Below are 12,696 nucleotides of genomic sequence, written 5' to 3'. Positions count from 1 at the left end.
TCGAGCTTGCTTGTACAGCCTCACGCCAAGTGTCTGGGACGACATCTGCCATGGTGTCATGTATCCATCGCGACTGAAGTCGCTCCTACAACACCGGTTGGTATTCCTCCAAGGGTGGTTCTGGCCGCGATTGCCCGGCAGGCAGCAACCCCCACGGTGACGGCTGAGAGCACCTTCATCGAAGCTTCCATGGGGTTTTGTAGGAGCGACTTCAGTCGCGATCATGCCGGCTGCTGCGCCACCATACCTCAATGCATGACTACTGCCCTGCGGCGGCGTCTCGGCCTTCCAGCAGCTTCACCAATGTATGCAGTGTGCGATTGGCCGGGGTGGCCACCCCGCGCGCTTCGCCGCGCCGCACGATATAGCCATTGAGGTGATCGATCTCGCTGGTGCGGCCCCGCGCCAGGTCCTGTGCGGTCGAGGAGAACTGATTCGGCATGCTTTCGGCGATCGCGCTAACGGCTCTGCGTACATCTCCCGGTACCCGGACGCCGCAGGCTCGTGCCACCGTCAGACACTCGCTGACCACGTCGTCCATCACCTTCGTCACGCCAGCCCCCCGAGACAGCTCACCATAGGGCTTTTGCGCAATCGCTGAGAGCGCATTCCACGCACAGTTGATGATCAGCTTGGCCCACAGCGCGCCGATGGCGTTATCAAACACCTCGGTGGGAATCGCCGCTTCGCTGAGCAGGGCGGCGATACGCTCGCTCACCGGGCCCGGGCCGAGCACCAGCTCGCCGCGACCATGATGCTGCACGTGCCCCGGCCCGGCCATGGCGGTGGCGACATATACCACGGTGGGCATCACCGGGCGATTCAGTACCTGTTGCAGACGCTCGGCGTTATCGACGCCATTCTGCAGGCTCAGCACCACGGCCTCTTCGGCCAGCCAGGGCGCCATCGCTTCGCCAGCGGCGACGGTATCGGTGGATTTCACGCAGCACAGCACCAGTTCGGCGTCCTGCACCTCCTCTGCAGTAGTGGAGGAGTTCACCGGAATGTACTCATGCAGCGTGGCGGTCTCCAGCAACAGCCCCTTCTGGCGGATGGCCTCGACATGGGCCGCCCGGCCGATCAGAGTGACGTCATGGCCGGCGCGAGCGAGCATCGCACCGTAGTAGCAGCCGACGGCACCGGCCCCCATGATGGCGATCTTCATGTACATGCTCCTTCGGTAGCGGTGCTGCGCGCTGTCAGTCCAGTTTCACGCCGGCAGCGCGTGCCCGTGTCCGCAGTCGATCCATCTCCTCGAGCAGATCGGCGACCAGCGCTGCCAGTTCCGGGACGGCATCGAAATCCTGCTCCATCTGTCGCATACGACGTATCCGGGTCAGGGTATGGCTGGTGAAGCGCTGATGGGTCACGTAATGGCCGCCCTGATCGAGCAGGCCACTTTCCAGACGTTCGATCACCCAGCGTCGATCGACGGCGCAGGCGCGAGCCAGTTCCTCGAGCGAGAGGTTCTCCTCATCCAGCAGCTCACCCGCGATGATGTCATGATGGCTCATGGCTCAGGTTTCCTGTGACTGACGTGGATTGAACGGCATTTCCTGCGCCATGGTTTGATAGAACTGACGCGCTCGCTCACTGTTGGCCGGGGGGAGCACCACCCTGAGCTCGACATAGAGATCACCGGCCGGTTCCCCCGGAATGCCGCGTCCCTTGAGACGTAAACGTCGGCCGGATTGTGATCCTGCCGGCACCTTCAGGCGCACCGGGCCCGATGGTGTGGGCGCTTCGATCGAGGCGCCCAGGGCTGCCTCCCAGGGCGCGACCGGGACGCTGGTGTATACATCCCGATCCTCGATGCGATAGCGCGAATCCTCGTTGAAGGCGATCTCGAGAAAAAGATCGCCGGGTGGGCCGCCACCCATGCCGGGATGCCCCTGGCCGGACAGGCGGATGTGCTGGCCGGACTTTACCCCCCGCGGGATATGCACACTGAGGTTGTGATCGACCAGGTGGAGCTGCCCCGTGGCATCCGGTTCGGGGCTGTGCAGGACGATGGTGCGCGTAGCGCCCTGATAGGTATCGACCAGATCGATGTAGATGCGGGCGTGGCGATCCTCGCCACGCATGCGGTAATGACTGCCGCGGGAACGTCGGCCGCCGGGATGGCCGAAGATGCTGGCAAAGAAGTCACTGTAGTCGCCTGCATCGGCGTTGGAGAAGCCGCTGCCGGAAAACTCGAAGCCGGCATCCCAGTCGGGGGGCGCACGAAATTCCTCTCCGCCGCCATGGTGCTGATACTCGTAGAGCTGATCATAGGCGGCGCGCCGCTCGGGATCGGCCAGCACATCGCGTGCTTCGTTGATCTCCTGCATGCGCTGCTCGGCATCCGCCTCCCGATTGATATCGGGATGGTAGCGCCGCGCCAGCCGGCGATAGGCCTTTTTGATCTCTTCCGGCGTCGCCGTGCGTTCAACGCCAAGCAGCTGATAGTAATCCCTGAATTCCACGGTTCGGGCTCCGTCAGAAGGGCCGCATATGGCCCCGGGCTATCCAATGGGAAACGGACAGCGCTCATCCTCCTGGTATTGCCGTCTCATCATGTTGCGCTGTCATCACGCGGTTGTGCCATGCAGTATAAGGCAGATTGTGGCCGAATCTGATGCCTGTAAGGAGGGACCATTGGACGCACTTCGACGCCCCGAGCGTTTCGCTGCACGACTGCTGATGGCCGGCCTGACGCTGGTGCTCATGCTGATGGCTTGCCTGAATGGCTCAGCCCGGGCCGCCTCGCCGGAGGTGATCTTCCCCGACCATGTTCAGCAGGGGGCCATGGTCATCGGCAAGGTGCCACCGAATTCTCGGGTTGAGTACGAGGGTCGCACCCTGCGGGTCACCGATTACGGGACGGTGGTCTTCGGCATAGGGCGAGATGCCCGTAGCGATCAGTTGATCACGGTGACGCCACCGGCAGGTTCGACCATGACCGCACGGGTCGAAGTGACACCGAGAGACTGGCCGATCGAGCGCATCGATGGCGTGCCCCCGGCCACGGTCTCACCACCGCCGAAGATTGCCGAGCGTATCCGCCGTGAGCAGGCTGCCGTCAGCCGGGCGCGCACCCGCAATGACGATCGAATCGGCTTTACCCAGGCATTCATCTGGCCGGTAGAGGGGCGCATCAGTGGCCGTTTCGGGCGGCAGCGCATCTACAATGGTACGCCGGGTTCAGCGCACTCCGGCATGGATATTGCCGCAGCGACCGGTACACCGGTCAGGGCGCCGGCCGCCGGGGTGATCACCTTCGCCGAGCCTGATCTCTACCTCACCGGCGGTACCGTGCTGCTCGATCACGGTTTCGGCATCAGTTCCAACTTCCTGCATCTCTCGCAGCTCGATGTAAAAGTCGGCGATCATGTTGAGCAGGGCGAAGTGATTGGTGAGGTGGGGTCGAGTGGTCGCGCCACCGGGTCGCATCTGCATTGGGGGATGAACTGGTTCGATACCCGGATCGACCCGTTGCTGGTGCTTGAGCGTACCCAACCGTAGTGAATCACGAGCCATCGCGGCTGAAGCCGCTCCTACAACCCCCATGGGGACATTCGATGGGGGTGGTTTTGGTGGTCGTCATCGGCTGCTTCGGCCCCTCGCGGCTGAAGCCACTCCTGCAACCCCATGGGGACATTCGATGGGGGTGGTTTTGGTGGTCGTCATCGGCTGCTTCGGCCCCTCGCGGCTGAAGCCACTCCTGCAACCCCATGGGAACATTCGATGGGGGTGGTTTCGGTCGTCGCCATCGGGTGTTTCGGCCCATCGCGGCTGAGGTCGCTCCTGCAACCCCATGGGGACATTCGATGGGGGTGGTTTCGGTGGTCGTCATCGGCTGCTTCGGCCCCTCGCGGCTGAAGACGTTCCTGGAGGGGGCCCAACCGGTGTTGTAGGAGCGACTTCAGTCGCGAAGGGGGTTCTTTCACGAACCTCTGACGAACAAAAAACAGGCCCCGCTGTTGCGGGGCCTGTGGTATCTGCCTCAGAGCGCGAGCTCAGTGACCAGCAGCGGCCTTGAGCGCCTGCACCGCCGGCAACTCCTTGCCTTCCACATACTCGAGGAAAGCACCGCCACCGGTAGAGATGTAGGAGATATCCTGCGTTACACCGTACTTGTCGATGGCCGCGAGGGTATCGCCGCCCCCGGCAATCGAGAAGGCATCGCTTTCGGCAATCGCCTTCGCCATGGCTTCGGTGCCACCGCCAAACTGGTCGAATTCGAAGACGCCCACCGGACCGTTCCAGAGGATGGTACCGGCACTCTTGAAGGCGGCGGCATAGGTCTCGGCAGTTTTCGGGCCGACATCGAGAATCATCTCGTCATCACCGACATCATCGATCGGCCGGGTCTCGGCCCTGGCATGTTCGGCGAATTCGGTGGCCACGATGACATCGACCGGCAGCGGCACATCGACCTTCTCCATGAAGGCTTTTGCCTGATCGACCAGATCGGCTTCATACAGCGACTTGCCCACGTTGTAACCGGCGGCGGCGATAAAGGTGTTGGCAATACCGCCACCCACGATCAGCTGATCGCACTTCTCGGCCAGTGCGGTCAGTACGTCGAGCTTGGTCGACACCTTGGAGCCGCCGACCACAGCGACCATCGGGCGCCGCGGATTCGACAGGGCCTTCTCCAGTGCTTCCAGCTCGGAGGCCAGCACCGGGCCGGCGCAGGCATCCGGCGCGAAGCGGGCAACACCATGGGTGGAGGCCTCGGCGCGATGCGCGGTACCGAAGGCGTCCATCACATAGATGTCGCAGAGCTGGGCATACTGCTTCGCCAGTGCTTCATCATCCTTCTTCTCGCCCTTGTTGAAGCGGACATTCTCCAGCAGCACCACTTCACCATCGGCAAGCTCCAGCGGACCATCGAGATAGTCGCGTTCCAGCCGCACGGTGCGTCCGAGCAGCTCACCAAGATGGTTGGCGACCGGGGCCAGCGAGAGCTCGTCATCAGGCTCCCCTTCGGTCGGGCGCCCGAGATGGCTCATCAGCATGACCTTCGCGTTCTGCTCGAGAGCGGTCTTGATGGTCTTCAGGCAGGCGCGGATGCGGGCATCAGAGGTGACCCGGCCGTCCTTGATCGGCACGTTGAAATCCTCGCGAATCAACACGCGTTTGCCAGCGAGATCGAGCTCGGACATCTTGCGCACGTTCATGGTCCATCCTCGTTTATGCCAGGGGCCGAGATACCCGGCCCGGTTTTTGGAAAAGCCGGTCTTCAACAGGGGGCAGCGCTGGGTGATGTCGAGCCACCGTTGGCCTGACCCCGCTCATTATCGAACCAGCATAGCAGTTTGATCAGCGGTGAAACGGCCATACGCCCCGGATCGGAGATCTGCTGCCAGGGTGTTTGTGATGCTTGCTGCAGACTGCGGCCGTCTCATTCGTCACCGTTGGTAACGGGCGCGTCCTGATAAAGGCAGCCGACGACCCGGACAGGAGCTGACAACATGCCTGATTCATGCAGCGGCCACAATGGCTGTAACCCACGCCATGACAGCCTTTGCCAGGAGTGCGTGTTGTAAGACTTTCGTTGATGCCTCTTTGGTCTTATATCGTTGGTCGAAGATCAATGCGATCAAGTCGCCTCCGATGGTGGCGGACAGAATCCATCGGGTCAGCAACGTTCCCGGCCTGCCGGACGTTACGGAGCGTTACCGACCTGCCGCGGGCAGTCGTCGGAAGCGCCCATATGCTGCCAGGCCGATCGCTGCAGGACAGCCGATCGGCTTTGCGACTCATGGAAGGAACGAGGAACACGATAATGACCGACATCACCAGGTTGTTGGGAGAGGAAGCCGAAAGCCTGCTGAGCCACACCTGCACGGGCTTTCGCAAGGAAGATCTCTATCTGCCGGGCCCCGATTTCGTTGATCGGGTCATGGCGGACAGCGATCGCAGTCCACACGTGCTGCGTAATATGCAGACCCTGTTCAATCACGGCCGCCTGGCGGGTACCGGGTATCTGGGCATGTTGCCGGTCGATCAGGGCATCGAACACTCTGCCGGGGCGTCATTTGCCCCCAACCCGCAGTACTTTGATCCGAAGAACATCGTCGAGTTGGCCATCGAGGGCGGCTGTAACTGCGTGGCGACCACGCTGGGCGCGCTTTCTTCGGTGGCGCGGCGCTATGCGCACAAGATTCCGATGATGCTCAAGCTCAATCACAATGAGTCGCTGACGTATCCGGCCATCTATGACCAGACCCTGTTTGCCGATGTCGAACAGGCGCACGAGATGGGGTGTGTCGCCGTGGGTGCGACCATCTACTTCGGTTCTCCCGAGAGCCGTCGTCAGATCCAGGAAATCAGCGCTGCCTTCGAGCGTGCCCACCAGCTGGGCATGGTGACGGTGCTTTGGGCCTACCTGCGCAATCCCGAGTTCAAGCAGGAGGGTACTGACTACCATGTTGCCTCGGATCTGACCAGTCAGGCGGTCCACATGGCGGCCACCATCAAGGCTGATATCGTCAAGCAGAAGCTGCCGGAGACCAATCACGGCTTCCGTGATATCGGTTTCGGTCACACTCATGACAAGGTCTACAGTGAGCTGACATCCGATCATCCCGTTGATCTGGCGCGTTACCAGGTGGCGAACAGCTTCATGGGCCGAGCCGGGCTGATCAACTCCGGTGGTGGTTCCAAGGGGCACTCGGATCTTGGCGAAGCGGTACGCACTGCCGTTATCAACAAGCGAGCCGGTGGCATGGGGCTGATCTCGGGACGCAAGGCGTTCCAGAAACCGATGAAGGAGGGCGTAGAGCTGCTCAACGCCATCCAGGACGTCTATCTCTCCAGCGACGTCACCATCGCCTGACAGGCGCCCGAGCGTGGCGGCAGCACCATGCCGGCATGTTGATGCCATGAAAAAGGCCCCGCCGGATTCCCGGCGGGGCCTTTCATTGAGGCGCTGTAAGCGAACGCTGGCTACCGGGCAAGCCGGCAGCCTGGCGTGATCGTTACGCCTTGATCAGCTGCTCGGCGCGCTCAACCACCTTCTCGACGGTGAAGCCGAAGTGCTTGAACAGGTCCGGACCCTTGCCGGATTCGCCATAGGTGGTCATGCCGAAGACGTCGCCATCGAGACCCACGTACTTGTACCAGGTCGACGGAATGGCGGCTTCGATCGCCAGCCGCTTGCGTACCGTCGGCGGCAGCACCGAGTCACGATAGCCCTGATCCTGTTCGTCGAACTGGCTGGTGCAGGGCATCGAGACAACGCGCACCTTGTGACCCTTGCCTTCAAGCTCGCCGGCGGCCTGCATGGCCAGATCCACTTCGGAGCCGGTGGCAATCATGACCAGATCGGGCTGGCCGTCGCAATCGCGCAGGATATAACCGCCGCGACGGATGTTCTTCACCTGCTCCTCGTCACGCTGCTGGGCCGGCAGATTCTGACGCGAGAAGATCAGCGCAGTCGGACCGGTTTCGCGCTTGAGGCCTTCCACCCAGGACGCGGCAGTCTCGGTCGCGTCACACGGACGCCAGGTGGCCAGACCGGGCAGGTTACGCAGGTCGGAGAGCTGCTCAACCGGCTGGTGCGTCGGACCATCCTCGCCCAGACCGATGGAGTCGTGGGTGAAGACGTGGATGATGCGCGTATGCGACAGCGCCGACATGCGCACGGCATTGTGCATGTATTCCATGAACACCAGGAAGGTGGCGTCATAGGGGATGAAACCGCCATGCGTGGCGATGCCGTTGGCGATCGCACCCATGCCGAACTCACGTACCCCATAGTGCACGTAGCTGCCGTTGTGATGCTCCTTGCTGATCGCCTTCGCGCCTTCCCACAGGGTCAGGTTGGAGGGCGCCAGGTCGGCACTGCCACCAAACAGCTCGGGCAGGCTGGGCGCCAGCTCGTTGAGCACGCCAAGCGAGGCCTTGCGCGAGGCAGTGGTTTCCATCTTCTCCTGAGCGCGCTGGATCAGGGCATCGCCATCAAAGTCGGCCGGCAGCTCACCGCTGTAGCGACGCTTGAGCTCCTGGGCCAGCTCCGGATATTCCTTCTCGTAGGCGGCCATCTTCTCGCGATATTCGGCTTCGAGTTTCTCGCCTTTCTCGCGGGCATCCCAGGCAGCATACAGGTCATCCGGGATTTCAAAGGCCGGATGCTCCCAGCCGAGCTGCTTGCGCGCGGCTTCGACTTCTTCCTCGCCGAGAGCAGCGCCGTGGCTCTCTTCCTTGCCGGCCTTGTTGGGCGAACCGAAGCCGATCACGGTCTTGCACATGATCAGGGTCGGCTTGTCGGTCACTTCCTTCGCTTCGCGAATGGCGCGATCGACCTGTTCGGCATCGTGACCGTCGACATCACGAATGACGTGCCAGTGATAGGCTTCAAAGCGTGACGCCGTGTCATCACTGAACCAGCCCTTGACCTCGCCATCGATGGAGATGCCGTTGTCATCGTAGAAGACCGTGATGTTGCCCAGGCCCAGATGGCCGGCCAGCGAACAGGCTTCGTGGCTGATGCCTTCCATCATGCAGCCATCGCCGGCGAAGACCCAGATGCGATGGTTGATGATTTCATGACCGTCACGATTGAACTGGGCAGCCAGCGTCCGTTCGGCAATCGCCATGCCGACACCGTTGGCCAGGCCCTGACCCAGTGGGCCGGTCGTGGTTTCGATACCCGGGGTATAACCGTGCTCGGGATGACCGGGGGTCTTCGAGCCGACCTGACGGAAGTTCTTGAGTTCGTCCAGCGGCAGGTCGTAGCCGGTCAGATGCAGCAACGAATAGTGCAGCATCGACCCATGGCCGTTGGAAAGAATGAAGCGGTCGCGATCTTCCCAGTCGGGATTGTTGGGATTGTGCTTGAGATGATCGTTCCACAGCACTTCGGCGATATCCGCCATCCCCATGGGCATGCCCGGATGGCCGGAGTTGGCCTTCTGAACGGCGTCCATGGAGAGCGCTCGAATCGCGTTGGCAAGATGACGACGAGATGGCATGAGGGTTCAGGCTCCTTCGGTCGAAGTGTTGATGAACGATTAAGGCGCCTTTGAAGGCATCCTGACAGAACGCCTTCTGTAGGCACGCTACATTATCGTATTCCGCTGCCACCAAGAGTAGCGTTCTGATGGCCTGCTGTCGCCCCCCGATGGTCGGATCGATCGGTCTGGCAACAGGATCAGCGCTGGTTGAGTGCCGCTGCCTCGTCGAGCAGGCGGGCAAAGGCCGCCGGATCGTGGACAAAGCGCCCCAGGAAAAGTCCATCGAGCTGACCACTCAGCCGGGTCAGCAGGCCGGGCCCGGCGCTACCGCCGTAGATCACCCGGGTTGCCGGCCAGGCGGCCAGATGTTGCCGCAATCGGGCACAGACTTCGCCGATATGGGCTGTCGAAGCCGGTTCACTGGCACCGATGGCCCAGTGAGGTTCATAAGCCACGATCAGACCACGTTCGCACTGTGAGCGACTCATGCCGGACATGGCCGCTTCCACCTGCCGGATGCACTCATCGGCGGCCTGATCGGATGGGCCGCGTTCGGCCTCGCCGATGCACAGTATCGGTATGAGGCCATTACGGGCTGCCGCCGTGGTCTTGGCGGTGACAACTTCTTCGTCCTCACCGAACAGGCGCCGCCGCTCGGCGTGGCCGACCTCGACGTATTGGCAACCCATCTCGGCCAACAGCGCGCCACTGACTTCGCCGGTAAAGGCGCCACTGTCCTGCCAGTGCAGGTTCTGGGCGCCAACCCCGACGCCGGTATCACGGAATATCTCCAGTACCGGTGCCAGTAACGGGAAGCTGGGCAGTACGAAGAGTTCCACGCCCCCGTCGGTCACGAGCGGATGATGCCGGGCCATATCGGCTATGGCCCGACACCAGGCCAGTGTCTCGTGATAGCCGAAGTACATTTTCAGACTGGTACCGAGACATGGTGGTGCCGGCGTCATCAGCGTTCACTCCCTGTCAGTGCGTGCACTCGGGTATTACCCACCGTTGGCGTTGTTACTGATGACAGCGTGGACGGCTTGCACGATCATTGCCAGCGAAATGGCGCCGGCATCCGGGGTTCCCACGCTCTTTTCGGCCAGCGGGCGGGCGCGGCCGATCTTCGGCGTCAGGTCTGCTGTCGCCTGGGCGGCTTCCTCGGCGCGTTCGGCAGCGGTGCCCCAGGCGTCGCTCAGGGAGGCCTGGCGATTGACCTGTTCGGTCAGCGCATCGCTGAAGGGGACCAGCACATCGATCAGGGTCTTGTCGCCGACCTGGGCCTTGCCGAAATGCATGATGTTGTCGCGCGCCTTCTCGACACCGTTGGCGATGGTCTCGGCATCAGGTGCCTTTTCGTCACCGATGGTCGCGGCCAGCGCGTTGAGGGCAGCGCCCCAGATGGCCCCCGATGTGCCACCGGCGCGATCGGCCCAGGCATCGCCGGCCATGCGCAGCAGCGTCCCGGCACCGGCACCACGCTCGAGGGCATCCCGTGCCGTTTCCTCGGCAGCACGCGACCCGCGTTCCATGCCAATACCATGGTCGCCGTCACCGGCCACGGCATCAATGCGACCGAGTTCCTCGGCATTTTCGCCAATGATTTTGCGGGTCGCTTCGAGAGCTTCCATGATGCAGCGTGCAGACTGACGCGACTCCTCGGAAGCCGGAGGAATGGCATCGGGATCGGGGATGTCGAGTTCGGCCGCGTCGATCTGTTCCACCTCGGCGACACTGCCCTTGCGATAGGCGGGGGCATCAGCAGGCGCCTGCCAGAAGCGTTCCAGTTCCTCATCAAGCCAGAACAGGGTCAGCGACGCACCCGCCATGTCGAGACTGGTGACCAGTTCGCCGACTTCCGGTTCGACAATGACTACACCGGCTTCTTCCAGCAGTCGATTGACCCGGCGATAGACGACGAACAGCTCTTCGTACTTGATCGTGCCCAGGCCGTTGAGCAGCACGCTGGCACGCGCGCCATTGGCCTGGCTGACGCCTTCCGGCAGCTCTTCGAGCAACCGGGCCACCAGCAGTTCGGCCAGCTCATCGGCGCTCGGTACTTCCTGCTCGCTGATGCCTGGCTCACCGTGAATGCCCAGTCCCACTGCCATCTTGCCTTCCGGTACGTGGAAGAGGGCATCATCGGCGCCCGGGAGCGTGCAGCCATCGAAGGCGACGCCAAAGGAGCGGGTTCGCAGGTTGGCAGCCTCGGCAACGCGGACGACTTCCTCGAGCGAGTAACCGGCCTCGGCAGCCGCAGAGGCGATCTTGAAGACCGTCAGGTCGCCGGCGATACCGCGACGCTTGCGAATCTCCTCGAGGCTGGCGCTGGAGACGTCATCGATCACCTTGACCATTTCGCAGGGGATGCCTTCGCTGACCAACCGATCCCGCGCCTGACCGAAGTGCAGTACGTCGCCGGCGTAGTTGCCGTAACTCAGCAGTACCCCGGCACCGTTATTGGCTGCCTTGGCCACCGAGTAGATCTGCTGGGCGGAGGGTGAGGCGAACAGATTGCCCATGGCAGCGCCATGAGCGAGCCCCTGGCCAACCAGTCCGGCAAAGGCCGGGTAGTGACCCGAACCGCCACCGATAACCACGGCAACCGTGTCGGGTTCGCTCTTCGTGCTACGGATTACGCCACCCGGGACCTGACGCACGCGTCCGGGGTGGGCGGCCACGAATCCCTCCGTGGCCTCATCGACGAATGCAGCGGGATCGTTGAACAGGCGAGTCATGGCGGAAGGGCCTCCTGATGCCGCGGGAATTTACAGGGTGAGTGATACGGATCATGCACCAGACCCGAGCGGCATCAGCCGGACGGCAGTCATTGTGCGACATCGGCGAGCATCATCGTGTCAGAGCCGATGAAAATATGATCCTTGTCTGTTCATTTGAAAGGTGCTTCTTTTCGTCATGGTAGCGTCTGGATGACCTCGAAAAGCATCCGACTTTAGTGGCATATGGTGTTGTCAAAACGAAGTTCATGGATGGTAGCGTCTGGCATTGTGCCGTGTGTGGCGGCTTTCGGGAGTGTCCGAGCGGCTATCCGAATATGCTGACTGTCAAGGGGTATACCTAAGGATCATTTGAGTTGCCTTTGTTCAAATGATCGATCCGGCGTATCATGAAAGTGGTCGTTTATGGATGTATTCCCCTTTCAGGAGGAAGCAGAGATGGCGGAAGAGAAGAAGTATCGCGTGGCGCTCGGCTGTGACGAGGCCGCCTATGACATGAAGCAGGCACTGATCGAGCATGTTAAGTCGCTGGGTCATGAGGTCGAGGATTTCGGTACTTATGATGCCGAACCGGTGCTGTATCCGGACATCGCCTTCAAGGTGGCGCAGTCGATCAATGAGGGTAAGGTAGACCGGGGCATTCTGTGCTGTGGCACGGGTATCGGCGTGGCCATTTCGGCCAACAAGGTGCCGGGTATTCGAGCTGCGCAGGCGCATGACACCTATTCGGCCGAGCGGGCGCGCAAGAGTAACGATGCCCAGATCGTGACCATGGGAGCGCGGGTGATCGGTGTCGAACTGGCGAAGTCGATTGTCACTTCGTTCCTCACCAGCGAATTCCAGGGCGGTGGCTCCCAGGCCAAGGTGGATCGCATCCGGGAGTTCGAGCAGGAGCACGGTTCGTCCACCTCTGGCGCCTGAGGACGCGTCCGGTTAAAACGTCGGGCGTAAAGGATAGCGGCGCACTCCGATGGAGGGCGCCGTTTTTCATGGGCCATCGCCCATGGGCATGG

At 62.0% G+C, this 12,696-nt stretch carries 10 protein-coding genes; 3 read left to right on the top strand and 7 right to left on the bottom strand.

Going from position 1 to position 12,696, the window contains the following annotated elements:
• Nucleotides 1–259: 259 nt before the first annotated feature.
• The 3 genes from FY550_RS15100 to FY550_RS15090 are packed head-to-tail and all read right to left on the bottom strand — an operon-like array spanning nt 260 to nt 2,465.
• Complete coding sequence (locus tag FY550_RS15100) at nt 260–1,165, bottom strand: ketopantoate reductase family protein (protein WP_070979582.1); 906 nt, start codon at nt 1,163–1,165, stop codon at nt 260–262.
• A 34-nt stretch (nt 1,166–1,199) separates the two neighbouring features.
• Entirely contained in the window at nt 1,200–1,514 is a 315-nt protein-coding gene (locus FY550_RS15095) for a chaperone modulator CbpM (protein ID WP_070979580.1), read from the bottom strand.
• Between the two features lie 3 nt (nt 1,515–1,517).
• Nucleotides 1,518–2,465 carry a DnaJ C-terminal domain-containing protein gene (locus tag FY550_RS15090; RefSeq protein ID WP_070979578.1) on the bottom strand — a complete coding sequence of 316 codons (948 nt, stop codon included), beginning with the start codon at nt 2,463–2,465 and terminating at the stop codon, nt 1,518–1,520.
• Between the two features lie 172 nt (nt 2,466–2,637).
• On the opposite strand from FY550_RS15090, the gene FY550_RS15085 reads away from it, so the two are divergent.
• On the top strand, nt 2,638–3,504 hold the full coding sequence (locus FY550_RS15085; protein ID WP_199287816.1) for a M23 family metallopeptidase: 867 nt from the start codon (nt 2,638–2,640) through the stop codon (nt 3,502–3,504).
• 494 nt (nt 3,505–3,998) lie between these two features.
• Here FY550_RS15085 and FY550_RS15080 read toward each other — a convergent pair whose 3' ends face one another.
• Nucleotides 3,999–5,165 carry a phosphoglycerate kinase gene (locus tag FY550_RS15080; protein WP_070979575.1) on the bottom strand — a complete coding sequence of 389 codons (1,167 nt, stop codon included), beginning with the start codon at nt 5,163–5,165 and terminating at the stop codon, nt 3,999–4,001.
• A gap of 608 nt (nt 5,166–5,773) precedes the next feature.
• On the opposite strand from FY550_RS15080, the gene FY550_RS15075 reads away from it, so the two are divergent.
• The gene (locus FY550_RS15075; protein WP_070979573.1) at nt 5,774–6,826 is read left to right on the top strand and encodes a class I fructose-bisphosphate aldolase; all 1,053 of its coding nucleotides are present in this window, start codon (nt 5,774–5,776) and stop codon (nt 6,824–6,826) included.
• 142 nt (nt 6,827–6,968) lie between these two features.
• On the opposite strand, the gene tkt is transcribed toward FY550_RS15075, so the two are convergent.
• From tkt to FY550_RS15060, 3 genes are all read right to left on the bottom strand, one after another.
• Nucleotides 6,969–8,963, bottom strand: a complete 1,995-nt coding sequence (gene tkt, locus FY550_RS15070) for a transketolase (RefSeq protein WP_070979570.1) — start codon at nt 8,961–8,963, stop codon at nt 6,969–6,971.
• Between the two features lie 179 nt (nt 8,964–9,142).
• The gene (locus FY550_RS15065; protein WP_070979568.1) at nt 9,143–9,910 is read right to left on the bottom strand and encodes a triose-phosphate isomerase family protein; all 768 of its coding nucleotides are present in this window, start codon (nt 9,908–9,910) and stop codon (nt 9,143–9,145) included.
• Between the two features lie 36 nt (nt 9,911–9,946).
• Complete coding sequence (locus FY550_RS15060; protein ID WP_070979566.1) at nt 9,947–11,683, bottom strand: dihydroxyacetone kinase family protein; 1,737 nt, start codon at nt 11,681–11,683, stop codon at nt 9,947–9,949.
• A gap of 438 nt (nt 11,684–12,121) precedes the next feature.
• Here FY550_RS15060 and rpiB point away from each other — a divergent pair, with 438 nt between their 5' ends.
• The gene (rpiB, locus tag FY550_RS15055; protein WP_070979589.1) at nt 12,122–12,604 is read left to right on the top strand and encodes a ribose 5-phosphate isomerase B; all 483 of its coding nucleotides are present in this window, start codon (nt 12,122–12,124) and stop codon (nt 12,602–12,604) included.
• The last annotated feature ends 92 nt before the right edge of the window (nt 12,605–12,696 follow it).

The organism is Kushneria phosphatilytica (assembly GCF_008247605.1).
Lineage (GTDB): Bacteria > Pseudomonadota > Gammaproteobacteria > Pseudomonadales > Halomonadaceae > Kushneria > Kushneria phosphatilytica.
Note: the sequence above shows the minus strand (reverse complement) of the source record. Positions and strands in the feature narration are given on the sequence as shown.